Below are 25,459 nucleotides of genomic sequence, written 5' to 3' on the forward strand. Positions count from 1 at the left end.
CTTTTGCTTCATCGGTTAGGATGCTTATTGCGGCGTCGGGGTACCGCCGGTGGTCGACCCGGTCGTGCCGCCCATCGTGCCGGTGGTCGAGGTGCCACCCATGGTGCCGGTCGTGCCGCCGCCCATCGTGCCCGTGGTCGAACCGGTGCCGGTGCCCGTGGTGCCGCCCATCGTGTCGGTCGAACCGCCCATGGTGCCCGTGGTCGAGCCGCTATCGGTGGTCGACGTCGAACCGGTGCCGGTCGAACGGCTGCTACGGCTGCTGCGCGACTTCTTGCCCGAACGGCTCTGCGTCATCGTGCCCGAAGTTGCCGAAGAGTCGGTCGGCGAGGTGGTCGTCTGACCGCCCATCGAGCCGCCCATCGTTCCGGTCGGGCTGCCGGACGTCGTGCCACCCATCGTTCCGCCTGCGGTGCCACCCGTGGTCGTCTGAGCATAAGCTGCGGCGGGGATCAGCATGGCCGCTGCCATGATTGGAATGATCTTACGCATCGTTCTCTCCTGCAAAATCTTGCAGGCCCCCAACGGGTTGGGTTAGAGAGTGTTCCATTTTGTTAACGATTAGCGTCCCGTCTGGCCCCGGTGCAGCAACGCTTGGTCGGCGAGCACCAGCGCCATCATCGCCTCGACCACCGGAACGCCGCGGATGCCGACGCAGGGGTCGTGGCGGCCTTTCGTGGCGATATCGGCGGCCTGGCCGGTCCGGTCGATCGTCTCGACCGGGGTCAGGATCGAACTGGTCGGCTTGAACGCGACGCGCAGCCGGATCGGCTGCCCGGTGGCGATGCCACCGGTGATGCCGCCGGCATGGTTGGCGAGGAAAGCTGGGCCATCGCTGCCCGGTCGCATCGCATCGGCATTGGCCTCGCCGGTCAGCGCCGCGGCCGCGAAGCCGTCGCCGATCTCGACGCCCTTGACCGCATTGATCCCCATACAGGCATGCGCCAGCTCGGCATCGAGCTTGGCGTAGAGCGGCGCGCCCCAGCCGGCGGGCACGCCCGTCGCTTCGCACGCGATCACCGCGCCGAGCGACGATCCCGCCTTGCGTGCGCCGTCGACCAGCGCCTCCCAGCGCACCGCGGCGGCGGGATCGGGACAGAAGAAGGGGTTGGCGTCGATCGCCGCATCGTCGAACGCGGCATAGTCGATCGCGTCGCCGCCGATCGCCTCGACCCAGCCGCGGATGCGCACCTGCGGAATCACCGCGCGCGCCACCGCGCCCGCGGCGACGCGCGACGCCGTCTCGCGCGCCGACGAACGGCCGCCGCCGCGATAGTCGCGGAAACCGTATTTGGCGTCATAGGCGTAATCGGCATGACCGGGGCGATAGGCGAGCGCGACCTCCGAATAATCCTTCGAGCGCTGGTCGACGTTCTCGATCATCAGGCTGATCGGCGTCCCCGTGGTGCGGCCCTCGAACACGCCCGACAGGATGCGCACCTGATCCGGTTCGCGACGCTGCGTGGTGAAGCGCGAGGTGCCGGGGCGGCGCTTGTCCAGCCACGGCTGGATATCCGCCTCGCCGAGCGCGATGCCCGGCGGGCAGCCATCGACGACCGCACCGATCGCGGGCCCATGGCTCTCGCCCCAGGTGGTGAAGCGGAACAGATGGCCGAAGGAATTGATGCTCATTTTCCGGCCATCTCCTTAGCGGACGATGGGGTCAAGCTACCTGATCTTGGCGTAACTCAAGCCAGCGCGATATCCGGCGCGTCCTCGGCCTTCATGCCGATCACGTTATAGCCGGCGTCGACGTGGTGGATCTCGCCGGTGACGCCGCTCGCCAGGTCGCTGAGCATGTAGAGGCCGGCGCCGCCGACGTCCTCGATCGTCACGGTGCGGCGCAGCGGCGCGTTCAGCTCGTTCCACTTCAGGATATAGTTGAAGTCGCCGATACCGCGCGCCGCCAGCGTCTGGATCGGGCCGGCCGAGATCGCGTTGATCCGGATATTTTCCGGACCGAGGTCGACCGCGAGATATTTGACGCTGGTCTCCAGCGCCGCCTTGGCGACCCCCATCACGTTGTAATGCGGAATGACCTTTTCGGCGCCATAATAAGTCAGCGTCAGGATCGAGCCGCCCTCGGGCATCAGCCGCCGCGCGCGCTGCGCCACCGCGACCAGCGAATAGGCCGAGATGTTCATCGTCATCAGGAAATTGTCGAGCGTCGTGTCGTAATAGCGGCCGCGCAGCTGCGACTTGTCGGAAAAGCCGATCGCATGGACGACGAAGTCGATCGTCGGCCATTCCGCTGCCAGCGCCGCGAAGGTCGCGTCGAGCGCCGCCATGTCGGACACGTCGCAGTCGAACAGTCGCGCCACGCCCAATTGTTCGGCGAGCGGGCGCACCCGCTTTTCCATCGCCGCGCCCTGGTATGAGAAGGCGAGCTCGGCGCCGTGTTCGGACAATTGCTTGGCGATTCCCCAGGCGAGCGACTTGTCGTTCGCCAGGCCCATGATCAATCCACGCTTGCCCGCCATCAAACCCGTCACGCCGTCTTCGCCTCCATAGTCGTCGGCGTCCCCTGTAGCGCCGGTTCGGGGGGTTCCGCCAGTGCCGCGTTGAGATGCGCGCCGAACACCAAGCCCAATCCGATCAGATAGAAGAACAGCAGCATCACCACCACCCCGGCAAGACTACCATAGGTCAGGTCATAGCCGCCGAGCTGGCCGAGCACCCAGGGCAACAACGTCGTCATGCCCACCCACCAGACGGTGGTGAACGCCGCGCCCGGCCATTTGCGACAGGTGGAATAACGGTATTTCGACGGCGTCACCGAATAGAAGAGCAGATAGAGCGCGCCGAACATGACGAGCCCCGGGATCACCCGCGACAGACCGACCCAGCCGGCGACGCCTTCAGCGAAGGGCAGCAAGCGGTAGATGAACTGTTCGGCGGCGGTGAGGATACCCTGCACCAGGAAGCTCATCAGCGCGATGATCACCGACAGGATGATGACCCCCGACGACGACAAGCGCGAGCGCCAGAAAGGCGCGGTCGCCTTCAGCCCATAAGCGCGGTGGAAGATGTCGCGGATCGTCTCGACGAAGCTGCCGACCGTCCACAGGCCGACCAGCCCGCCCAGCCACAGCAGAGACCCCGTCCGCGCCATCAGCACGTCGGCGATCGGCTTGCGCAGGATGTCGGCGACGTTGGGCGGCAGTACGTGGAGGAACGAGGCGACCGCGCGCTGCGTCTCCGCGCTCTGGCCGAGCAACGACAGCACCGCCGCGGCGGTGATGAAGAACGGGAACACCGTCATCAACGCCAGATAGGCGAGGTTGCCGGCGTGGATGAAGCCGTCGTTGAAGACGCCGAGCACGGCGCGCTTGGTGATCTCCCAAGCGGCCGGGCCGGGTTTCAGCTTCGCGAGCTGGTGGCGGGCGCCGTGGCGCTGATGCGCGCGGGCTTCGGGCGTAAGGGCGGTTTCGTCGGTCACGTCGCCGTCAGACGCCCATCGCACCCCGCGGGTTCCGCGGATCGGTCCAGCCCGCCACGAACTGTTGCAACGCTGCATCATCCGCGGGCACGTCGATCATCAGCGTGACGAGCTGGTCGCCGCGCGTGCCGTCCTTCTTGTGGAAGCCCTTGCCCTTGAGGCGAAGGGTCTTGCCCGAGCTGGTGCCCTTGGGGATGGTCAGCATCACCGGCTTGTCGACCGTCGGCGCGCGCACCGAACCGCCCGCCACCGCTTCCTTGAGCGTGATCGGCAGGTCGAGCCGCACGTCGTCGCCGTCGCGGGCGAAGAAGCGGTGCGGCTGCACCTCGATCGAGACGATCGCATCGCCGGCGCCGCCGGGACCCTGTTCGCCCTTGCCGCCCAGCTTCATCTGCGTGCCGTTCTCGACGCCGGCGGGCAGCTTGAGGTCGATCGTCTTGCCGTCGCCCAGCGTCACGCGCTGCGGCGCGAGCGTCGCGGCATCGACGAACGGCACCTGCAGCCGATAGGTGATGTTGGCGCCCTTGGGCTGCGGCCGGCGGCCGAAGCCGCTGGCGAAGCCCCCGCCGCCGCCACGCGCCTGACCGCCGCCGAACAGGCCCTCGAAGATGTCGCTCATGTCGGCGTCGCCGCCGGTGCCGAATTCGTAGCCGGCGCTGCTGAACCCGCCGGGTCCGCCGCGCGCGGCGCCGGGCCGGGCGCCGCCATAGCCGAACGGCGCGGCGGGGTTGCCGTCGCCGTCGATCTCGCCGCGATCGAAGCGCGCGCGCTTGTCCTTGTCGCTCAGCAGGTCGTAGGCATTGGTGACCTGGCTGAACCGCTCCGACGCCTTGGGATTGTCCTTGTTGCGGTCGGGATGCAGTTCCTTGGCAAGCTTGCGGTACGCTTTCTTGATGTCCGCCTCGGACGCGCCGCGGGCGACGCCCAAGGTTTGATATGGATCGGCCATTGGTTCCCCATTGGTGTATTACGGACCTATGTGGGGGAGGGCGGCGCGCAACGCAATCGCTCGCTGCATCGTTGGTGGAATCGAGGAGATTCGAGATGACCGACAAGCAGCCGATGCAAGCGACCGACCCTGATTCCGCCGCCAAGCCCGCCCGTAACGACGGCGTCGAGCAACCGTCGGGCAAGTCCGCCGGCGAGAGCGAAGGCGGCGCCTATCCCAACCCGCACACCGGCAAGAGCAGCAAGGACGACGTCGGCGGCGGCTTCATGGGGCACGGCGGGCAGAGCGGCATGGAATATTCCGGCACCGGCGACGGCGACACCGACGACGAGGTCGGCAACGCGAATGCGGTGACGAAGTAACGGCTTGGGCGCGGGCGTCCGGCCCGTCGCCCCGTATTGCTCTGGACCTCTGCAAAACCGCCACAGGGCTCCTGCTTCCGCAGGAGCACTTTGCTGCTCGCTCGCTTTGCGGAAGCCGGTACGCCCCACACCCGCATTGTACCCCGGCCTACGCCGGGGTGCATTAGATGTTTTGTAGAGGTTTCGAACACGTCCGGGGGTGACGGGGCGTTCGGACCAACCGACCGAGCCTCATCACCGCAGCCCATGCGACTGCCCTTCGCCTTCGCGGGAGAGCAGGCGCAACATCTTCGCGTCTTCGCGTCTTCGCGCGAACCTCTTCCCGTCCGCCCAAAGAAAAGGACCGGCCGCACGCGGCGACCGGTCCTTCGTTGCTTCAGCGCGCCGGCGTGGGTGCCGGAGCGGGCGCTGCGGCCGGGGCGTTGGCCGCGGGCGGCGGCGGGGGCACATCGCGGCCGTTGGCGGGCGGCGGCGGCGGCGGTGCGTCGCGACCGGCGACGGGCGGGGGCGGCGGGGTGCCCGCGGGGCCTGCACCCGGCGGGGGCGGCGGCGGACCGTCCGGGCGACCGACGCCGGGACCGCCGGGGCCGCCAGGACCGCCGGGACCACCCGGACCACCGGGGCCGTGCGGGCCGGGGCGCGGGCCGACTTCGCTCACCTGACCCGACGGGCCGACGAGGAAGTGGGCGCGCAGCTGACCCTCGTCGTAGCGGCCCTGCACCAGCACCGCATTGCCGCGGGCGACATTGGCGGTGCCGTCACGCCCCGCGTCGATCATCGCCCGGCCGCTGCCGTCCTGAACGACGAAGCGGTCGCCGAACACCTCCGCCACGCGGCCCTTGACCGTGACGATGCCGCCGGTGTTGGCCAGCTTTGCGATCGGTGTCGCGATCGTCGGGGCCATTTCGATGCTCGGCCGGGTCAGGGCGACCGCACCTGCGCCGCCGGCGGCGCCGACCGCGATCAAGGCCGCTGCGCCGAGTGCCAGACGCTGGCGGGTTCCGATATGTAGTCTTGCCATCGATCGTCTCCATTTCGTGTGTCGATGACAGGCTTCTAGGGTGATTCGTCCGACCCCCGCTGAACCGGGCGGTTCAGTTTCGGTTTAGTGGGGGAGGATAGGGCCACATCATGCGTATCTTGCTAGTCGAAGACGATGACGAACTGGGCCCGGCGATCGCGCGCGCGCTGCGCGCCGAGCATTTTGCGGTCGACCTCGTCGCCGACGGCATCGACGCCGGCCACCTCGGCGAGACCGAGACGTATGACGCGGCGGTGCTCGACCTCGGGCTGACCGGCAAGGACGGCATCACCGTGCTGCGCGACTGGCGCGCGGCGGGGCGCGCGCTGCCGGTGCTGATCCTCACCGCGCGCGACGGCTGGTCGGACAAGGTCGCCGGCTTCAAGGCGGGCGCCGACGATTATCTGGTCAAGCCGTTCCGCGTCGAGGAACTGGTGATGCGGCTGCGCGCGCTCGTCCGCCGCGCCGCGGGCCATGCGCAACCGGTGCTCGCCTGCGGGCGGCTGTCGTTCGATACGCAGATCGGCCATTTCGAGCTCGACGGCCTGCCGCTCAAGCTCACCGCGTTCGAATGGCGCGTCCTGTCGACGCTGATGCTGCGCCGCGAGGCGGTGATCGAGCGGCTCGACCTGCTCGAACGCGTCTACGAAGGCGACGCCGACGTCGATTCGAACAGCCTGGAGGTGATCGTCGGCCGGCTGCGCCGCAAGATCGGCGCGGAGATGATCGAGACGATCCGCGGTCGCGGCTATCGCCTGACCTGCGGCGAGGGCTGAACCTATGCCCAGATCGATGCCCAGATCTATTCAGGGCCGGATGCTGCTGCTGTCGGCGGTGGCGATCCTCGCCGCGCTCGCCATCGCCGGCTGGGCGATCGCCGGCGTGCTCGAACGCGTCGTGACCGAGGGGATCGACCGGCGGCTCGATGCGGAGATCGCGTTGCTGGCCAGCACGGTCGACCGCGACGGCCGCGTCGATCGCGCGCGGCTGGATGCGCGCGCGGGCGCGCTGGAGGCGGGGCGCGGCTGGCACTGGCGGATCGAGGGGCCGGACGGCGCGATCGGCTCGACCGATACGCCGTTGCTCCGCGCCGGACCGCATCCGGGGGAAGGACCGCCGGGTCCGCCGCCGATGCTGCGCGACGCCGCGGAGGGTCCGCAGGTGCTGGAGGGCTGGGATCATGCCGGGCGCAGCGTCCACGCACGCCGGCTGCAACTGAAGACCGGCCGCGGCGACGTGGCATTGCTCGCCGCCGCGCCGCGGTCGGTGATCGCGCGGCCGTTGCGCGATGCGCTGGTGCCGTTGCTCGCGGCGCTGGCGATCCTTGCGGGGCTGCTCGCGCTCGCCACGATCGTCCAGCTGCGGCTCGGCCTGAAGCCGCTCGGCCGGATGCGCGCGCAGGTCGCCGCGATCCGCAACGGCGACCGGACGCAGGTCGACGAGGACCAGCCGGTCGAACTGCGCGGCCTCGCCACCGAACTCAACGCGCTCGCCGCCGATCGCGCCGCCGCGCTCGCCACCGCGCGCCAGTCCGCCGCCAATCTCGCGCACGCGCTCAAGACCCCGGTGGCGACGCTGGCGCTGAGCGTGCGCGACGATCCGGCGCGGGCGGCGCAGGTCGCGCGGATCGACGCGACGATCCGCCACCATCTGTCGCGTGCCCGCGCCGGCACCGTCGACGCCCGCGCCAGCACCCGCGTCGCGCCTGCGGTCGCCGATCTCGCGGTGGCGATCGGCCGGCTCCACGCCGGGCGCGGCATCGCCGTCACGCATGCGGTCGCGGGCGATCCGGTCGCGGCGATGGATGCGCAGGATTTCGACGAATTGCTCGGCAACCTCCTCGACAATGCCGCGCGTCACGCCGAGACGCAGGTGTCCGTCGCGGTACGGGCGCAGCCCGGCGACGCGCGCCGGCTCGACCTGATCGTCGCCGACGACGGTCCCGGCATCCCCGCCGCCGACCGCGCCCGCGTCACCCAGCCCGGCGTGCGGCTCGACGAGCGCGGCGAGGGCCATGGCTTCGGCCTCGCGATCGTGCGCGAACTGGCCGAGCTGCACGGCGGCCGGCTGACGCTCGCCGAGCGCGAGGGCGGCGGATTGGAGGCACGGGTCAGCGTGCCCGCACGGCACCAATCGCCGTCCGAAGCGTAACGCCTGCATCCCCTTCGCGAGGTCTCCATGTCTTCTGCCCTGTTCCAGCCGATCGCCATCGGCAGCACGACCCTGTCCAATCGCATCGTCATCGCGCCGATGTGCCAATATTCCGCCGAGCACGGCCGGATGACCGACTGGCATCTGATTCACCTCGGCCATCTCGCGCTGTCCGGCGCCGGACTGCTGACGATCGAGGCGACCGCGGTCGTGCCGGAGGGGCGGATCACCTATGGCGACGTCGGCTTGTGGGACGATGCCACCGAGGCGGCGATGGCGCGCGTGCTCGAATCGGTCCGCCGCCATTCCGACATGCCGATCGCGATCCAGCTCGCCCATGCCGGCCGCAAGGCGTCGACCGACCTGCCGTGGAAGGGCGGCAAGCAGATCGCGCCGACCCACGCCGAGGGCTGGCAGACCGTCGCCCCGTCGCCGCTATCCTTCGCCGAGGGCGAGAATCCGCCGACCGAGCTGACCACCGACGATCTCAAGCGCCTCGTCGAGGCCTTCGCCGAATCCGCCCGCCGCGCCGCGCGGCTCGGCATCGACGCGGTGCAGCTCCACGGCGCGCACGGCTATCTGCTCCACCAGTTCCTCTCGCCGCTCTCCAACCGCCGGACCGACGATTATGGCGGCAGCCTGGAGAACCGGATGCGCTTCCCGCTCGAAGTCCATGATGCGGTGCGCGCCGCTTTCCCGGCGGACAAGCCGGTGACGATGCGCGTCTCGGGCAGCGACTGGGTGGAGGGCGGCTGGGACGCCGAACAGACCGTCGCTTTCGCCCGCGCGCTGGAGGCACGCGGCTGCGCGGCGATCCACGTGTCGAGCGGCGGGCTCGATCCGCGGCAGCAGATCCCGGCGGGCCCGAGCTATCAGGTGCCGCTCGCGCGTGCGGTCAAACAGGGCTGCGGATTGCCGGTCGTCGCGGTCGGCCTCATCACCGAATACGAACAGGCCGAGGCGATCGTCGGCACCGGCGATGCCGATATGATCGCGCTCGCCCGCACCATCCTCTACGATCCGCGCTGGCCGTGGCATGCCGCCGCGCATCTCGGCGCGCACGTCAAGGCACCCGACCAGTATCTGCGCTCGCAACCGCGCCAGTATCGCGACCTGTTCGACATGGATTGAAGCGCCCGGCGGCATTTGTCAGACTAGACGGATGCCGCCCTTCGGTGGATGAAGCGCGCGACCAGATCAGGAGAGGAATGGCGATGACCGATCATAATGTTCGTACCGTGGTGCCGGTGCAGGCGGTGCTCGGCGAGGGGCCGGTATGGGTCGCGCGCGAACAGGCCTTGTGGTTCGTCGACATCAAGAGCCGCCACATCCACCGCTACGACCCGGCGACCGGCGATACGCAGCGCTGGGATGCGCCCGACCAGGTCGGCTGGATGCTGCCGAGCGCCGATGGCGGGATGATCGCCGGCCTGCGCACCGGCCTGCACCGCTTCGACCCCGCGGACGGCAGCTTCACCTTCCTCGCCCGGCCCGAGGGCGATCCCGCCGGCAACCGGCTCAACGACGCCGCGACCGACGGCGCGGGGCGGATCTGGTTCGGCACGATGGACGATGCCGAGACCGATATGAGCGGCCGCGTCTATCGCCATGCCACCGGCGTCGTCACCGACAGCGGCCTCGCGCCGGTGTGCATCACCAACGGCCCCGCGATCGCGGGCGACGGCGTGACGCTCTACCATACCGATACGATCGGCAAGACGATCTGGCGCGCGACGATCGACGCCGACGGCACGCTCGGCGAGGCGGTGCCGTTCGTGACGATCGAGGAGGGTGCGGGGCATCCCGACGGCTCGGTGGTCGATGCCGAGGGCTGTCTATGGGTGGCGCTGTGGGGCGGCTGGGGCGTGCGGCGCTACGATCCCTCGGGTCGGCTGATCGGCACGGTCAGGCTGCCCGCATCCAACATCACCAAGATCGCGTTCGGCGGCGCGGACCTACGCACGGCCTATGCGACGAGCGCGCGCAAGGGACTGGACGAGGGGGCGCTGGCGGACCAGCCCGAGGCGGGCAACGTCTTCGCCTTCGATCCCGGCGTGGCGGGCGTGCCGGTGACGCCGGTGGCGCTGTAGGGGGTGCGGGTTCCGGCGGGCAGTTCCTGAAGCTAGAAACGGTTTTCCACCACCTTCGTCACCCGGAACGAGCCGAGACTTCTACGAAAGTCGATGCGCTCCACACCAGCGTTACGTCAGGCGCTTCGCAGACGTCTCGAACACGTCCGGGGTAACGGGTGGAAGCGGATGCGAACCCCAGACCGGCAATCCGGTCCGATATCCCTCCCCCGCCGAAGCGAGGGAGGAATCGGCTTCGGTTTACCGTGGGCTCGCCTCGCGCTTGCCGTCGAGGCGGCGCGCGATGCCCCAGGCGTTGTCGTCGTGCAGCGGCTTGGGTAGCAGCGCCGGCGCGAGGTTCTGGAAGCAGACCGGGCGCAGGAAGCGCGCGATCGCCAGCGTGCCGACCGAGGTCGTCCGCCCGTCGCTCGTCGCGGGGAAGGGGCCGCCGTGGACCATTGCCGGCGCCACCTCGACACCCGTCGGCCAGCCGTTGGCGAGGATGCGGCCGACGCGGCGCGCGATCACCGGCACGAGCTTCGCCGCCTCCGCCTCGTCGGCCGGATCGATCTGCAGCGTCGCGGTGAGCTGGCCTTCCAGCTTGGCGATCACCGAGGCGATCTCGCCGAGGTCGCGGCAGCGGACCAGCATCGACGACGAGCCGAACACCTCGTGCGACAGCTTGACGTCGGCGAGGAACTGGTCGGCGGTCGTCTCGAAGAACGCGCCGACCGCCTGGTTGACGCCATCGCCGCTCTTGCCGCGCGCGACGGTGCGCACCGCCTGATGGCCGGCGAGCGCCTCGACGCCCTTTTCGAAGCTGGCGTGGATGCCGGGCGACAGCATCGTCGCCGGCGCGCTTTCGGTCAGCGCCGAACCCGCCGCCTCGACGAAGGCGTCGAGATCGGGGCCGTCGACCGCCAGCACGAGGCCCGGGTTGGTGCAGAACTGGCCGGCGCCCATCGTCAGCGAGCCGACGAATTCCTTGGCCAGCGCCGCCCCGCGTGCGGCGAGCGCGGCGGGGAAGAGGACGACCGGGTTGATGCTCGACATTTCGGCATAGACGGGGATCGGCTCGTCACGCTCGGCCGCGATGCGCACGAGGGCGAGGCCGCCGCCGCGCGAACCGGTGAAGCCGACCGCCTGGATGCGGGGATCGGCGACCAGCGCGCCGCCCAACTCGTTGGTCTCGCCGGGCAGATAGGAGAAGACGCCAGCGGGCAGGCCGGCGTCCGCGACCGCCTTCTGGATCGCGCGCGCGACCAGCTCGCCGGTGCCGGGGTGCGAGGGATGGCCCTTCACCACCACCGGGCAGCCGGCGGCGAGTGCCGAGGCGGTGTCGCCACCCGCCACCGAGAAAGCGAGCGGGAAGTTCGACGCACCGAACACCGCGACCGGGCCGATCGCGAGATTGACGCGGCGCAGGTCGGGGCGCGGCAGCGGCGCGCGGTCGGGCAGGGCGGGATCGATCGTCGCGTCGAGGAAATCGCCCTGGCGCACGACGCCGGCGAACAGCTTGAGCTGGCCGACCGTACGGCCGCGCTCGCCCTCCAGGCGCGCGCGGGGCAGGCCGCTCTCGGCGATCGCACGCTCGATCAGCTCGTCGCCGATGTCGAGGATGTTCTGCGCGATGCCTTCCAGAAACGCGGCGCGCGCTTCGAGGTCGGTCGCGGCGTAAGTCGGGAACGCGTCTTCGGCGAGCGTGCAGGCCTCGGTCACCGCATCGGCGTTCGCCGACGAGAAGTCCGGGGTCAGCGTCTCGCCGCTCGCCGGGTTCACCGCGGTGAACCGGTTCGCGGCCTGGCGTGCTTCGCCACCGATCAGCAGGGCGCCGTCGATCATGGAAATACCTCTCTCGGAAATTGTCAGAGTTATTCTAGGGACCCGATCGCCCCGCGACAATGGTGCACGTCGCGCCGATCGCGCACATGCGACGCAAGAGACGCAGGCACCGCGATCAGCGGTCGGCGACGAACGTCACTTCATCCTCGGTATTGTGCGGGTCGAGGTCCCACGACGCGGCGACCTGTTCGACCGCGCGGCGCGCGATCGCGTCCAGCTCTTCGGGGCAAAAGGCCTGCACGTCCCAATTGTGGCCGGCCTTGCCGTCCCAGGGATCGGCGAGCGTCGGCAGCATGAACTCGATCTTCGCTCCCTCGCTATCGAGCGACAGCCGCAACGCTGCCTGATTGAGCTCGTCGCGCAGCGCCGACGCCCCCAGCACCGGCCGGCTCATCGCGACACCGGCTGCGGCACTGGCGCGAGCGGCAGAGAATAAGGACCGGCCATGATCGTCTCCTTCGATTCAGCAGCAAGCGCAGCGCGACCCAGATCGTTCCCGATCCGCGGCGACGTTGCAACGTCCGTGTCACATACCGCCGGGATGGCGGCGGCTTGGGCTGCCGGATGGAAGTTCGGCATTTGCCCAACCCACCCCGTCACCCACCGAGCTTGTACCCCGGCGGAGGCCGGGGCCCAGTTGGGTGAAGGTCTGTGCTCACTCTTCACCGCCTGCCCAACTGGGCCCCAGCCTTCGCCGGGGTACAAGCCTAGTGAGTGATGAGGTCGCGAACCAATCCGGAGTTTCGCAGGCGCTTGCCGGTACATCCACCTAAATCAGTGCGGTTCTTCATTCTCCTCGCCAACGGAAACCGCCATGGGGGCGCGATGCGTCTCCTGCTTCCCGCCGCCGTCCTGCTCGCTTCGGCGATCATCGTTCCCGCTCTCGCACAGGCCGGCCCGGACCCGGCGCCCGATATCGTCGTCACCGGCCGCGGCCTGCCCGATTCGCCGGGCGAGCGCGCGTTCGACATCGTCACGATCGATCGCGACCGGCTTCAGGCCAATGCCAGCGCGCGGCTGGAGAGCGTGCTCGCCGACGTCGCCGGGTTGCAGCAGTTCCGCCGTTCCGACAGCCGCACCGCCAATCCGACCAGCCAGGGCATCACGTTGCGCGGCATCGGCGGCAATGCCTCCAGCCGCGCGCTGCTGATCCTCGACGGCGTGCCGCAGGCCGATCCGTTCGGCGGCTGGGTCGCCTTTCCGGCCTATGCCACCGGGCGGCTCGGCCAGGTGCGGGTGACGCGCGGCGGCGGCAGCGGCTATTTCGGCCCCGGCGCGCTCGCCGGCACGGTCCAGCTCGACAGTGCGACGCCCGACCAGCTGGCGCCGCTCGACGCCAGCCTGTTCTACGGCAGCCGCGATTCGGTCGAGGCGCAGGGGTCGGCGGCGCTCGTCAGCGACGGCGGCTTCGCGACGCTGTCGGGCGCCTATGCGCGCGGCGACGGTTTCGTGCCGACGGTCGCGTCGCGCCGCGGCCCGGTCGATCGCGCCGCGCCCTACGAACAGGCGTCCGGCGCGCTGCGCACCGTCGTGACGATCGCGCCGTCGACCGAAGTGCAGGCCAATGTCAGCGCCTTCACCGATCGACGCGACCGCGGCACGGCGTTCACCGCCAATCGTTCGGACGGCGCCGACGCCAGCCTGCGCCTCGTCGGCCGCGGCGCCTGGGGCTGGTCGGCGCTCGCCTATCTGCAGACCCGCGCCTTCGCCTCCAGCTTCGCCAGCATCAACGCCGCGCGGACGACGATCAGCCAGTCGCTCGACCAATATAACACGCCCGCTACCGGCCTCGGCGCGCGGCTGGAGGTGCAGCCGCCGGTCGGCGCGGCGATCGACCTGCGGCTCGGCGCCGACATCCGCGACGTCTCCGGCAAGACGCAGGAGCTGTTCACCTTCGTCAACGCCAGTCCCACCCGCCGCCGCGAGGCGGGCGGATCGACCCGCACTCAGGGCCTGTTCGCCGATGGCAGCGTCGCGCTCGGCGACCTGACGCTGACCGGCGCCGGGCGTGTTGACTGGTGGCGGATCGACGGCGGCTATCTCAGCGAGCGGCCGCTCGCCGGCGGCGCGGCGCTGACCGACAATCGCTTCGCCGATCGCGACGGCAGCGAATTCACCGGCCGGCTCGGCGCCGCCTGGCGCGCCGCCGCCGCGGTGACGCTGCGCGCCGCGGGCTATCGCGGCTGGCGGCTGCCGACGCTCAACGAGCTGTATCGTCCGTTCCGGGTCGGCAACGACATCACCACCGCCAATGCCGGGCTTTCGCCCGAACGGCTGACCGGGATCGAAGGCGGCGTCACGCTGACCCCGTTCGCCGGCGCCAGCCTGGCGGCGACGCTGTTCCACAACCGGCTCGACGACGCGATCGCCAACGTCACGCTCTCCTCGACGCCGACCAGCGCCATGCGCACCCGCCGCAACCTCGATGCGATCCGCTCGACCGGGGTCGAGGTCGATGCGCGTTATGCGACCGGGCCGTTCACCGCGCTCGCCTCGTGGAGCCATGTCGACGCGCGGGTGCGTGCGTCGGGTGCGGCGGTGGCGCTCGACGGCCTGCGTCCGGCGCAGACGCCGCGCGACGCGCTATCCGGAACGCTCGGCTGGCGGCAGCGGCGCGCGGCGGTGTCGGCGACGCTGCGCCATGTCGCGCGCCAGTTCGACGACGACCAGAACAGCCGCAGCCTTGCCCCCGCGACGACGCTCGACGGCTATGCCGCGCTGCCGTTGACGCGCGTGCTGACGATCGAGGCGCGCGCCGAGAACGTCTTCGACGCCCGCGTCGAGGCGGGGATCAGCGGCGCCGATATCGTCGAACGCGCGACGCCGCGGACGCTGTGGATCGGGGTACGCGCGCGGCTCGACTGAGCCGCCGTACCTCGACGCCGGCCATCGGGGCGATTACACGCCCCCGCGTGACCCTTCCCCTCCGCCTCCGCCTCGACCGCCATGCCCTCGCCGACAATTGGCGCGCGCTCGACCGGATGAGCGGCGCGGCGGCGTGCGGCGCGGCGATCAAGGCGGACGGCTACGGCCTTGGCGCGACCGCGGTTGCGGAACACCTCGCCGCCGCCGGCTGCCGCGACTTCTTCGTCGCGACCTGGGCCGAGGCGGCGCGGCTGGCGCCGCTCGGTCTGCCACTGTCGGTGCTGCACGGCGTCCGCGCCGAGGACATGCCGCTGGCGCTGCAGGGCATCGCGCGCCCGGTGCTCAACAGCGAGGCGCAGGTCGCGCGCTGGCGGACGGCGGGCGGCGGCGCCTGCGACGTGATGGTCGATACCGGCATCAACCGGCTCGGTGTGTCGCCCGCGGCGGTGCGCGACGGCCTGCTCGACGGACTGGTGATCGAGACGCTGATCAGCCATCTCGCCTGCGCCGACGAGGACAGCGCGATGAACGATCGCCAGCGTGCCGCCTTCGCGGCGCTGGCGGGGGTGACGCGCGCACGCCGGATGAGCCTCGCCAATTCCGCCGGTATCGCGCTTGGGCCGGACTATGCCTTCGACCTCACCCGCCCGGGAATCGCCTTGTACGGCGGCATCGTCCGGCCGGAGTTCACCGGCACGATCCGGCAGGTGGCGACGCCCGAGGCGCAGGTGCTGCAACGCCGCACCGTCCCCGCTGGCGAGACGGTCGGCTATAACGCCACCTGGACGGCGCCGCGCACGACCGAGGTCGCGATCCTCAACCTCGGCTATGCCGACGGCTATGTCCGCGGCTTTTCCGACGCCGGCAGCGCGGCCGGCGGCACGTTGCCGGTGATCGGCCGCGTCTCGATGGACCTGATGGCGCTCGACGTCACCGCCGCGCCCGATCTGGCGGAGGGCGACTGGGTCACGCTCGATTTCGCTTTGCCCGCCGCGGCGGCATCGAGCGGGATGTCGCAATATGAGCTGCTGACGCTGCTCGGGCAGCGCTATGCGCGGGGGTGGGTGTGAGGCCTCGGCAACAAAAAGGCCGCCTCTTGCGAGGCGGCCCGGTAGGTTGAAGCTCAAGCCGATCAGAAGTTCGCTTTGAACCCCGAGTAGAAGAAGCGACCGATATTGTCGTACGGATCGCCGCTGATCACACCAAGCAGATCGTACGGCGGCTTCTTGTCGGTGAGGTTGTCGACGCCGACGTAGAAGCGGAACCGCTCGGTTGCGTTGATGCCGAACTGCACCGAATGGTAGAAGGCTTCGGGATAGAAGACGACCGGATACGCATCCGGATTGCGTGCCGGACGACCGTCGAAGGCATGCTGCGTTTCCCACTCGCTGATGACCGACTTGCCTTCGTACCGGACGCGATACTGGATATCGAACGTCTTGAAGTCGAGATTGCCGACGAACTGGCCGCGCCATGCCGAATAACCGAGTTCGCCCTTGTAGCGGTCGCGGTAGGTCGGATCGCCGATATCGGTATAGCCGTTGTTCTGCGCGACATAGGCTGCGAGCAGGCGCAACGACAATGTGCCGGTGTCGCTGATCCGCGTGCGATACGAAGCATCGATGTCGATGCCCGACGTTTCGAGCTTCGCATAGTTGAAGCCCTGCGAGAAGAACGAGGGACCGGTGGTCGGGAACGACACGGTCGCCCCACCATGGAGCACGTTCTGTTGACCCGCGAAGGTGCCGTTGGGGTTACGGAAGACGACCGCGCAGAATTGGTTGTCGATACCGCTCGGATTGTCATAGCATTGGTTGATGATCGTCTGCGGCAGCAGGCTGTTGATCGCATCCTTGATCGTGACGTTGTAATAATCGACGGTCAGTGAGAAGCCGCGCAGCGCCTGCGGTTGCAGGATTGTCCCGACCGTGAAGCTACGGCTCTTCTCTGCGTTCAGATCGGGGTTGCCACGATTGAATCCATAAATGCTGGATGAGGCATTATTGGTGAATGGTTCCGTGGTCCCGTTGAACGTCTGTGTTGTCGGCACGCCGGCGGCGGCGCAATTCCTCACCCGGTTCGGGTTGTTGTTGATGTTGTTCTGGCTGCACGGGTCGGCCGGCTGCGCAAACGTCTGGTTGTTGGCGGTATACAGCTCGCTTAGGTTCGGTGCACGCACCGAGCGAGCGTAGCTGCCGCGAAAGGTGATATCGCGAACGGGTGCCCAGACCGCATTGAGATTATAGGTCCAGGGCTTTCCGGCATTACCAAGATTGTAATCCGACACACGTGCCGCGCCGCTGAACGTCAGTTCGTGGAAGAAAGGACGGTTGGCAAGCAGCGGGATGCTAAGCTCACCGAACGCCTCCTTGATGTCATATGCTGGCGGAGCGAAGGTAGGAATCGAGTTGAGGAAGGTCGCTCCGCTTGCCGTCAGATCATCATACTTGGAGAATGCCGTCTCACGGCGATATTCGCCACCCAGCGAGAAGGTAACGTCGCCTCCCGGCAGCCGGAACAGCTTGCCGTTGACATAACCGACCAGGTCGAGCTGTTCGGCCTTCTGCTTGCGCGTCGAGGTGATCGAGAAATAGTTCAGCGCTTCCTGGCTGACCTGGCCCTGCCCGAAGAGGTTGACGGGAACGCAACTCGAGTCGTCGTTGGTCGCGCTGGCATCGGCGTTGATGCCGCAGACGATCTGGCCAGCCGCATTGCGGACCGCATTGATCGAGTTGTTGTATTTGGCGGTGACGTAATTGCCGTTCGTTTTGTAGAACGTGTCGAGACGGCCGTAGTTCGCCGAAACTTCATAATGCCAGTCTTCGCCAAAATCACCTTCGACGCCGCCGACGATGCGGAAGGTTTCGCGACGATGGACCTCGCCGCGGCCGCCGAAATCGACGTTGAAGCGCTGCGCGGTAAAGCTGGTTGCCCCAGGCGCGAGCGCGGAAACCAGAGTTGCGCGGGCTTGGCTGGTTAGATAGGGGTTGTTAATGCTGAACGTGTTGTTGGCGAAGGTCGGCTGACCTTCTTGCAACGCATTGATGCGGACATATTTCGCTTCGACGAACGGCTTGAAAGCATCCGAAACGTCAAAGTGGGCGAGGATGTTGCCCGAGAAACGCTCCAGCTTCGGCTGCAGCATGCCATTGAGGCGCAGGGTCGAACCTTGGCCGCCTACGCAATTACCCGAACCGAACGGACGCAGGTCGGTGGTGCAGTTGTTCGCGGTCAGCGAGCCATCCGGATTGAACACGAAGGTGCGGCCATATTGGCTAAGCGTATTCGAGCTTCCGATGTTGGCCAGCCCAGAGCAGGCTACGCCGCGACGCGCGGCGAACGCTGCGGCGGACTCGCCCGTTGCGGCGACGGTGGGACAGCTTGCTGTGAACAGCCCCCCTTCCGAAATCGTGTTGTTGCGTACGTTGCGCAGAAAGCTGGTATCAGGGATGCCATCACCCAAAGCCGACTCCGGGCTCGTACGGATCGGTCCTGCGTTCGGATTAAGATTTGGCCCGACATTCTGCGTCGCGTTGAATTGGCTTCTGCCGGAATAGGCACCGGTGATATCATCACGATCGGTGTAATAGACCACGTCGGAGAAGGAATATTCCGCGGCGGCAGCGATGTTGCCGCGACCATCGGCAAAATTCTTGCCGGCGGTCAACGCGCCGAAATACGATCCACGGGTGCCGTGCGACGAGATGCCGCCTTGGCCGGTCGCCCGCAGACCCTCGAAGTTGCGCTTGAGCACGAAATTCACCACGCCAGCCATCGCGTCCGAGCCGTAGACGGCCGAGCTGCCGCCGGTTTGGACGTCGACCCGCTCCAGCAGGTCGGTCGGGATCGTGTTGGTGTCGACGACGAAGCTGCCGGGTTGCGCGGTCACATGACGCCTACCGTTGACGAGCACCAGCGTCCGGCTGGTACCCAGGCCACGCAGGTCAAGAAGGTTTAGACCAGCGGTGCCGATGAAGCGGGTCGAATTTGCCTGGCTGTAGCTCGTGCGCAATGCTGGAAGCTGGTTGAGCGCATCGCCGATCGACAGGTTGCCGGTCGAGGTCAGCAACTCCGACGTCACCGACGTAACAGGTGCAGGCGAGTCGAGGTTGGGACGAGCAAGACGCGAGCCGGTAACGACGATCTCGGCGTCGCTTTGCGCCGGCGCCTGTTCGGTGGTCGGGTTGGTGGCAGCATTGGCCTGATCACCCGCACCTACTGCGGTTTGAACCGGCGTGTCGGCGGTAGCCGCCTGGGCGGCGGCTACCGCCGGATAGAAGGCCAGCGTGCTGACCAATGCTGACGCCGTCAGCAACCTGCGCATAGTCATTATAGTCCCCTGTTTCGGGCCCGCTTTATTTGCGTGCTTCCCAAGGGCATATGAACAAAAGTTCATTACTGCCGCAACGATCCAACTACGAGCGGCAACAAAAAACTACATTTTTAAGACAATCTGTGTCCAGTTCGCAACATCAGGAAACATGCCTGTCATATTGCGCTGACGGTTCATCACCGCTCCACGCACATCGCGATCCCCATCCCGCCGCCGATGCACAAAGTCGCCAGGCCCTTCTTCGCGTCGCGCTTCCGCATCTCGTAGAGCAGCGTGGTCAGCACGCGCGCGCCGCTGGCGCCGATCGGGTGGCCGATGGCGATCGCGCCGCCGTTGACGTTGACCTTGTCCGCATCCCAGCCGAGCTCCTTGCCGACCGACAGCGCCTGCGCCGCAAATGCCTCGTTCGCCTCGATCAGGTCGAGGTCGGCGATCGTCCAGCCGGCCTTTTCCAGCGCCTTGCGCGACGCCGGCACCGGGCCGATGCCCATCACCGAAGGGTCGACGCCGGCGCTCGCCCAGCTCCTGATCGTCGCCAGCACCGGCGTGCCGCGTCGCTCGGCCTCCGCGCGGCTCATCAGCACCAGCGCGGCGGCGCCGTCGTTGAGGCCGCTGGCGTTGGCGGCGGTGACGGTGCCGTCCTTCTTGAACGCCGGGCGGACGCCGCCGACGCTCTCGATCGTCGCGCCGGCGCGGATATATTCGTCGTCGGCGACGATCGTATCGCCCTTGCGGCCCTTGATCGTCACCGGTGCGATCTCGTCGCTGAACCGGCCGCCGCCGCGCGCGGCCTCGGCCTTGTTCTGGCTGGCGACCGAGAAGGCGTCCTGGTCGGCGCGCGTCACCTGATACTGCTCGGCGAGGTTCTCCGCCGTGATGCCCATGTGATAGCCGTTGAACACGTCGGTCAGGCCATCGACCACCATCGTATCGACGAGGCTGACCGTGCCCATCTTGGTGCCGCCGCGCATCGTCTGCGCATGCGCGCTCATCGACATGCTCTCCTGCCCGCCGGCGACGACGATCGCGGCGTCTCCGGTCTGGATCGCCTGACAGGCGAGCGCGACCGCGCGCAGCCCGGAACCACAGACCTGGTTGACGCCCCACGCCGGCACCTCCTTGGGAATGCCCGCCGCCATCGACGCCTGCCGCGCGGGGTTCTGGCCCTGCGCCGCGGTCAGCACCTGGCCGAGGATCACCTCCGACACGTCGGCACCGTCGACGCCGGCCTGCGCGAGCGCCGCCTCGATCGCGATCCGGCCCAGCTCGTGCGCGGGGGTGGCGGCGAAGGCGCCGAGAAAGCTGCCGACGGGCGTGCGCTTGGCGGCGGTGATGACGATCTCGGTCATGATGATCCTGCTCCTATTGTGATCCGTGTCTACCCGGCGGCAGCGCCGCGATCCAGTGCGCGAGCGGCTCCCACAGCATCGCGCGGCCGCGCCCGCCGACGATCATCCCGACATGGCCGAGGCCGAGGTCGCGCCGGTCGACGAGCCCCGCCGCGGTCGCCGCGGGTACGATCCGGTCGGTGAGCGAGACGAATTCGACCGCCGGGCAGGCGAGCCGCTGCGGCGAGGCGGCGCCGCCGCGGACGATCCAGGCGCCCGTGCCCGGCGCATCCGCGGCGACGAACCGCTCGAACAGATCGCGCGCCGCGGCGAGCGGCAGCGGCGCGCCGGCATTGGCCCAATCCTCCAGCCGGACGAAGGCGCGCGCGGCCTCGCCGTCGGGGGCGAGCCGCCCGAACGCTTCGTATTTGGCGACGGTACGCGCCGGATCGAGCCGCCAGAAGCCCGCCTGCAACACCTCCATCGGCAGCACGCCCAGCGCCTCGGCGGTCGGCTTCGCCGCCTGCCACAGGTCGAGCATGCCGGGCGCGGCTTCGCCATAGCCGGCGAAATGCCACGGCGCGGCGATCGTCGCGAGGCCGGCGACCGGCGTCGCCCCCGCCGCCGCCATCGCCATCGTTCCCCCCAGGCAATAGCCGACCAGCACCGGCGGCTCGTCGAGCTGCTCGATCAGCGGCAGCAGCAAGGATTCGATATGGCCGGTCATGTCCATGTCGCGGTCGGCGGCGCCCGGCTCGCCCCAGTCGACCAGCGCGACCCGGCAGCCTTGGCCGGCCATCCAGCGCACCAGCGACGCCTCGCCGAGGTCGAGGATTGCGGGCGGGTTGATCAGCGACGGTACGAACACGACCATCCGCCCACGCCCGCCGTAATAGCGCAGGCACGCGCGCCCGGCGGTGGCGAGCGCCGGCATCGGCACGGGCGGGGCAGGGCGGGGCGCCTGTTGATAGGCGGCGAGCCCGGCGAGCGCCGCCGCGGTCCGTGCCGGATCTGCTGCGGTTTCGCTGCGCAGCATGTCGAGGAACAGCGGCAGGGGGCGCGGGCCGTGTTGCGGTGCGAAAAATTGCGGCGTACCATCGGCCTCAGTCACGGCAAAGGACCGTCGCGCGACAGGGGAGCGGTATGAAGAAGCAGGCCAGGGCCGACGGACTCGTCATCATCAAGAAATACGCCAACCGGCGCCTCTATAATACCGAGACCTCGTCCTACATCACGTTGGAGCATCTGGCGACGATGACCCGCGAAGGGCGCGACTTCAAGGTCGTCGACGCCAAGACCGACGACGACATCACGCACAACGTGCTGACCCAGATCATCATGGAAGAGGAAAGCCGCGGCCAGACGATGCTGCCAGTCAGCTTCCTGCGCCAGCTCATCTCGATGTACGGCGATTCGATGCAGGCGATGGTGCCGGGCTATCTGGAGGCGTCGATGGACAGCTTCCGCCGCAACCAGGAACAGTTCAAGTCGGCGGTCGAGGGCGCCTTCGCGCATTCTCCCTTCGCGGAAATTGCCAAGCGCAATCTGCAGATGCTCGAAGTTGCCGCGCAGGCGTTCCAGACGCCGGCGGTCGCACCCGTCACCCCGGCACCGTCGCCCGCCCCGGCGAGCAAGGACGACCAGATCGCCGCGCTGAAAGCGGAACTGACACGCTTGCAGGACAAGGTCGAGAAGCTCGGCTGAGCGCGGAGGATGCCGGCGATGTTCTGGGCGGCGGGCGCCGCGGTGCTGCTCGCGCTTGCAGCGGGGTTCGCCGACCGCCGCCGCCGGCTACGCGCCGACCCCGACCGCGTCGGCTTCGTCGACTGGCGTACCGTCCAGATGGCGGCCTTGCTCGCGACGATCCTGCTGGTGAGCATCGGCCTGCATACGCGGTAGGTGAGGTGTCCTCCGCGACCGGGGACGGAGAATCGCGAGAGGCAAGGTGTCACGATGCCTGTGATCGGCGGCGCTTTGCAGCGGAGTGAGCAGGAGTGTTCACGCGAAGGCGCGAAGAGAAGAAAAAGATCGGTTCGCGCAGAGGCGCGGAGGCGCAGAGATGTTACGCCCGGCGCGCAGCGCCATACATCCAACGATCAGGAAGACTGAAGGCCGCTGGCGCGGCCGGACCGCCTCTGCGCCCCTGCGCGCAAATCCCTTCTTCTTCTCTTCACGCCTTCGCGCCTTCGCGTGAACCAATCTTCTCCTGCTGCCGTCCGCCTCAATAGAATTGCCGCAAGGTCAGCGTCCGCACCGTCCCGTCGCACAGGCCCAGCCGCACCGCCGTCCCCGGCGCGCCGATCGCCCATTTCGCCAGCGCGCTGGTCGGATAGTCCACGGTGACCGGCTGGTCGTTGATCCGGCAGATCGTCTCGCCGGGCTGCCAGCCCGCCGCCGCCGCCGGTCCGCCGAGCATGACGTGCAGCACCTTCAGCCGGTCGCGCTCCAGCCCGACCAGCAACCCGCTGGTCGAGCGCAGCGGCGGGGTGTTGGCGTCGGGGCCGGGCTGCAGCACCATCCGCCCCGCACCGGGATCGAGCAGCACGCGGTAATTCTGCAACAGCCCAGAGCCGATCCGCCCCGCCACGCCGATCGTCTCGGAGAAGCCGGCGGCCGGCTCCACCCGCGCCTCGACGTTGCGCGCCACCTGCTGGCCGAGCGACACCGCCGGCAGGATGGCGAGCGTGCTCACCGTCTCGCCGGCGAGGCCGAAGGAGATCGTCGTCGTGGTCGGCAGCTTCGCGATCCCCGCGTTCCTGGCGGAGGCGGCGGACAGCGTCAGCGCCGATCCGTCGCCGGTGTCGACGATCATCGGCGCGATGCGCTTGCCTGCGATCGTCGCGCTGCTTTCGTAGACGCGGCGGCCGGGCGAGATGGTCAGCGGCGCGATCGCCCCGACGAACGGCAGCCGCCCCGACGGCAACAGGCGAAAGCGGTGGTTCGCGTAATCGATGTCGAGCGCTTGACCGCCGGTGACGTCGCGGCCGATCAGCATGTCGACCGCCTGCGCGCTGCCGGTGGCGAGCGCGGGCAGGTCGGCGACGGTGACGCCGCCGCCGGTACGGGTGAGCCCGCCGATCGCCAGTCGCCGCGTCGCCAGCCAGCCGACCGCGACCGCGCCGTTGCCGCCCCCGCCGATCGCGGTCGCCTGACCGTTGGCGGTGACCCGCGCCGGATCGGCGGCGGCCGATTTCGCGGCGAGCACCGAATAGCTCACCCCGGTGTCGAGGATCGCGGTCACCGGCCGTTCGTCGAGCGTCAGCGTGAAGCGGATCTGGTTGCCCGGCGTCAGATCGAACGCCACCCAGCGCGCCTCACTGTCGGCGGCGAGCGTGACGACGCCCTCGCGCCCCGCAGGCTGGGGCGCGGCGGCGAGCAGGGCGAGGGGCAGGAGCAGGTGCATCGGCCGATCCTAACGGCGGAACGCCGGCGCTGCCACAAGGGGTTCGTTCGGTCGATAACGCCCGACCCTACAGGCACGCCTCCAGATACGCCTGGTCGAAGCCGAACTGTTTCGCCTTGTCGAGCGTATACGGCCGCAGCCCCATCGAGCGGTACTCGCCGATGATCTTGCCGTCGGCGCTTTCGTCTAGATATTCGAACTTGAACAATTCCTGCGTCACGATCACCGGCCCTTCCATGCCGATCACCTCGGTCACGTTGGTGACGCGGCGCGAGCCGTCGCGCAGACGCTTCACCTGGATGATCAGCTCGACCGAATCGGCAATCTGGCGGCTGATCGCCTCCTTGGGCACCTTGATGTCCGACATCATGACCATGTTCTCCATACGCGCCAGCGCCTCGCGCGGGGAGTTGGCGTGGAGCGTACACATCGAGCCGTCGTGGCCGGTGTTCATCGCGGCGAGCATGTCGAAACACTCGCTGCCGCGGATCTCGCCCAGGATGATGCGGTCCGGGCGCATACGCAGCGCGTTCTTGACGAGGTCGCGGATGCTGACCTCGCCTTGCCCCTCGAGATTGGCCGGCCGCGTCTCGAGCGGCAGCCAGTGCGGCTGTTGCAGGCGGAGTTCGGCGGCGTCCTCGATCGTCAGCACGCGTTCGCCGGGGTCGATCATCTTCGACAAGGCGTTGAGCATCGTCGTCTTGCCCGAACCGGTGCCGCCCGAGATGACGACGTTGAACCGGCTCGCGCCCGCGATCTTGAGCGCGGTCGCCATCTTGGGGCTCATGCTGCCGAAGCCCGCCATCATGTCGAGCGTGATCGGCTTGGCGGAGAATTTACGAATCGAGATCGCGGTGCCGCGCAGCGACAGCGGCGGCACGATGACGTTGACGCGACTGCCGTCCTTGAGGCGCGCGTCGGCGAGCGGCGTGGTCTGGTCGACGCGACGGCCGACCGAATTGACGATCCGCTGCGCGATCTGGAACAGATGCTCCTCGTCGCGGAACTGGATCTGCGCCAGCTCCAGCTTGCCCTTGCGCTCGACATAGGTCTGGTCGGGACCGTTGACCATGATGTCGGTGATCGCGGGATCGGCGAGCAATTCCTCGAGCGGCCCCAGGCCGAGCAGCTCGTCGACCAGCACCTTTTCCAGCGCGAATTGTTCGCGACGGTTGAGCGTCAGCTTGAGCTCGGCGAGCACCTCGCCGATGATCGGGCGGAATTCCTCGGCAAGCTCGTCCTTGCCGAGCGTCGCGGCCGCCTCCGGGTCGACGCGTTCGAGCAGGCGCGGCAGCACCTGTTCCTTGATCTTGTGGATCGACGCCTCGAACCCTTCGCCGCGGCTGCTGCCGGCGTCGCCGCTCGCGTTCTGGCGGTCGGTGAGCCGCTGCATCGCGTCGAGCGTCCCGGCGGGCAGGCTGCCGGCGAGCGGATCGTCGCCGGAGATGCCGCCGGGCAGCGGCATCGTCTCGATCGGCGGGAACTGGCTGCCGGGTGCGGGCTCGTCGGCGCGCGGGGCCGCGCCGCCTTGCATCGGGCGCGCCACGCCGAATGCCGGCCGCGCCGGCTGCCCGTTACCCATTCCGTTCCGACGCCCGAACGCGCTCATACACCAATCCTCGAACTTCGCTGGTAGGGGGTAGGCAACAGAGTTTGAGAATTTCCTAACCAAACCAGAACGGTATGAAAGGGACCCG

22 protein-coding genes are annotated in these 25,459 nt (G+C 68.6%); 9 read left to right on the forward strand and 13 right to left on the reverse strand.

The features are described from left to right. Positions 1–24 precede the first annotated feature (24 nt). The 5 genes from ACLBWH_RS06970 to ACLBWH_RS06990 all read right to left on the reverse strand — a co-directional run bounded on the left by ACLBWH_RS06970 (position 25) and on the right by ACLBWH_RS06990 (position 4,388). Positions 25–492, reverse strand: coding sequence for a hypothetical protein (locus tag ACLBWH_RS06970; RefSeq protein WP_322848686.1), 468 nt, complete (start codon positions 490–492; stop codon positions 25–27). A gap of 69 nt (positions 493–561) precedes the next feature. After that, positions 562–1,632, reverse strand: a complete 1,071-nt coding sequence (aroC, locus tag ACLBWH_RS06975; RefSeq protein ID WP_447797765.1) for a chorismate synthase — start codon at positions 1,630–1,632, stop codon at positions 562–564. Between the two features lie 56 nt (positions 1,633–1,688). Beyond that, on the reverse strand, positions 1,689–2,492 hold the full coding sequence (gene fabI / locus ACLBWH_RS06980; protein WP_322848688.1) for an enoyl-ACP reductase FabI: 804 nt from the start codon (positions 2,490–2,492) through the stop codon (positions 1,689–1,691). Then, the gene (locus tag ACLBWH_RS06985; RefSeq protein ID WP_322848689.1) at positions 2,489–3,439 is read right to left on the reverse strand and encodes a YihY/virulence factor BrkB family protein; all 951 of its coding nucleotides are present in this window, start codon (positions 3,437–3,439) and stop codon (positions 2,489–2,491) included. Before ACLBWH_RS06985 ends, fabI begins: the two co-directional genes overlap by 4 nt. A gap of 7 nt (positions 3,440–3,446) precedes the next feature. Further along, positions 3,447–4,388, reverse strand: coding sequence for a DnaJ C-terminal domain-containing protein (locus tag ACLBWH_RS06990; RefSeq protein WP_322848690.1), 942 nt, complete (start codon positions 4,386–4,388; stop codon positions 3,447–3,449). A gap of 95 nt (positions 4,389–4,483) precedes the next feature. On the opposite strand from ACLBWH_RS06990, the gene ACLBWH_RS06995 reads away from it, so the two are divergent. Then, entirely contained in the window at positions 4,484–4,750 is a 267-nt protein-coding gene (locus ACLBWH_RS06995; RefSeq protein ID WP_447797769.1) for a hypothetical protein, read from the forward strand. A 376-nt stretch (positions 4,751–5,126) separates the two neighbouring features. Here the strand turns inward: ACLBWH_RS06995 and ACLBWH_RS07000 are convergent, their stop codons facing one another. Further along, positions 5,127–5,771 carry a hypothetical protein gene (locus ACLBWH_RS07000; protein WP_447797771.1) on the reverse strand — a complete coding sequence of 215 codons (645 nt, stop codon included), beginning with the start codon at positions 5,769–5,771 and terminating at the stop codon, positions 5,127–5,129. 110 nt (positions 5,772–5,881) lie between these two features. Here ACLBWH_RS07000 and ACLBWH_RS07005 point away from each other — a divergent pair, with 110 nt between their 5' ends. The 4 genes from ACLBWH_RS07005 (at position 5,882) to ACLBWH_RS07020 (ending at position 10,012) form a co-directional block, all read left to right on the forward strand. Then, positions 5,882–6,547 carry a response regulator gene (locus ACLBWH_RS07005; RefSeq protein ID WP_447797773.1) on the forward strand — a complete coding sequence of 222 codons (666 nt, stop codon included), beginning with the start codon at positions 5,882–5,884 and terminating at the stop codon, positions 6,545–6,547. Positions 6,548–6,563: 16 nt separating this feature from the next. Next, the gene (locus ACLBWH_RS07010) at positions 6,564–7,922 is read left to right on the forward strand and encodes a sensor histidine kinase (protein WP_447797775.1); all 1,359 of its coding nucleotides are present in this window, start codon (positions 6,564–6,566) and stop codon (positions 7,920–7,922) included. A 27-nt stretch (positions 7,923–7,949) separates the two neighbouring features. Beyond that, the gene (locus ACLBWH_RS07015) at positions 7,950–9,053 is read left to right on the forward strand and encodes an NADH:flavin oxidoreductase/NADH oxidase (RefSeq protein ID WP_447797777.1); all 1,104 of its coding nucleotides are present in this window, start codon (positions 7,950–7,952) and stop codon (positions 9,051–9,053) included. An 83-nt stretch (positions 9,054–9,136) separates the two neighbouring features. Next, positions 9,137–10,012 carry an SMP-30/gluconolactonase/LRE family protein gene (locus ACLBWH_RS07020; RefSeq protein ID WP_447797779.1) on the forward strand — a complete coding sequence of 292 codons (876 nt, stop codon included), beginning with the start codon at positions 9,137–9,139 and terminating at the stop codon, positions 10,010–10,012. Between the two features lie 240 nt (positions 10,013–10,252). Here ACLBWH_RS07020 and ACLBWH_RS07025 read toward each other — a convergent pair whose 3' ends face one another. Beyond that, positions 10,253–11,833, reverse strand: coding sequence for an aldehyde dehydrogenase (NADP(+)) (locus ACLBWH_RS07025; RefSeq protein ID WP_447797781.1), 1,581 nt, complete (start codon positions 11,831–11,833; stop codon positions 10,253–10,255). 115 nt (positions 11,834–11,948) lie between these two features. Then, positions 11,949–12,227, reverse strand: coding sequence for a hypothetical protein (locus ACLBWH_RS07030; RefSeq protein WP_447797783.1), 279 nt, complete (start codon positions 12,225–12,227; stop codon positions 11,949–11,951). A gap of 431 nt (positions 12,228–12,658) precedes the next feature. Between ACLBWH_RS07030 and ACLBWH_RS07035 the strand changes: the two genes are divergently transcribed. Both ACLBWH_RS07035 and ACLBWH_RS07040 read left to right on the forward strand, forming a co-directional pair. Next, a complete protein-coding gene (locus tag ACLBWH_RS07035) occupies positions 12,659–14,698 on the forward strand; it encodes a TonB-dependent receptor (RefSeq protein WP_447797785.1) in 2,040 nt (679 codons plus the stop codon). A 47-nt stretch (positions 14,699–14,745) separates the two neighbouring features. After that, complete coding sequence (locus ACLBWH_RS07040) at positions 14,746–15,768, forward strand: alanine racemase (RefSeq protein WP_447797787.1); 1,023 nt, start codon at positions 14,746–14,748, stop codon at positions 15,766–15,768. A gap of 62 nt (positions 15,769–15,830) precedes the next feature. Here the strand turns inward: ACLBWH_RS07040 and ACLBWH_RS07045 are convergent, their stop codons facing one another. The 3 genes from ACLBWH_RS07045 to ACLBWH_RS07055 all read right to left on the reverse strand — a co-directional run bounded on the left by ACLBWH_RS07045 (position 15,831) and on the right by ACLBWH_RS07055 (position 21,395). Further along, the gene (locus tag ACLBWH_RS07045) at positions 15,831–19,022 is read right to left on the reverse strand and encodes a TonB-dependent receptor domain-containing protein (protein WP_447797789.1); all 3,192 of its coding nucleotides are present in this window, start codon (positions 19,020–19,022) and stop codon (positions 15,831–15,833) included. 185 nt (positions 19,023–19,207) lie between these two features. Then, positions 19,208–20,380 carry an acetyl-CoA C-acetyltransferase gene (locus tag ACLBWH_RS07050; RefSeq protein ID WP_447797791.1) on the reverse strand — a complete coding sequence of 391 codons (1,173 nt, stop codon included), beginning with the start codon at positions 20,378–20,380 and terminating at the stop codon, positions 19,208–19,210. Between the two features lie 13 nt (positions 20,381–20,393). Continuing rightward, a complete protein-coding gene (locus ACLBWH_RS07055; protein WP_447798201.1) occupies positions 20,394–21,395 on the reverse strand; it encodes an alpha/beta hydrolase in 1,002 nt (333 codons plus the stop codon). Positions 21,396–21,502: 107 nt separating this feature from the next. Here ACLBWH_RS07055 and phaR point away from each other — a divergent pair, with 107 nt between their 5' ends. Next, the gene (phaR, locus tag ACLBWH_RS07060; protein WP_447797793.1) at positions 21,503–22,063 is read left to right on the forward strand and encodes a polyhydroxyalkanoate synthesis repressor PhaR; all 561 of its coding nucleotides are present in this window, start codon (positions 21,503–21,505) and stop codon (positions 22,061–22,063) included. A gap of 18 nt (positions 22,064–22,081) precedes the next feature. Beyond that, positions 22,082–22,258, forward strand: coding sequence for a hypothetical protein (locus ACLBWH_RS07065; protein WP_447797795.1), 177 nt, complete (start codon positions 22,082–22,084; stop codon positions 22,256–22,258). Positions 22,259–22,580: 322 nt separating this feature from the next. Here the strand turns inward: ACLBWH_RS07065 and ACLBWH_RS07070 are convergent, their stop codons facing one another. Beyond that, on the reverse strand, positions 22,581–23,762 hold the full coding sequence (locus tag ACLBWH_RS07070; protein WP_447797797.1) for an aspartyl protease family protein: 1,182 nt from the start codon (positions 23,760–23,762) through the stop codon (positions 22,581–22,583). Positions 23,763–23,829: 67 nt separating this feature from the next. Further along, positions 23,830–25,371: a CpaF family protein gene (locus ACLBWH_RS07075; RefSeq protein WP_322848708.1), complete on the reverse strand. Its 1,542-nt coding sequence runs from the start codon at positions 25,369–25,371 to the stop codon at positions 23,830–23,832. Positions 25,372–25,459: the final 88 nt, after the last annotated feature.

It is taken from the genome of Sphingomonas sp. M6A6_1c (genome assembly GCF_053345135.1).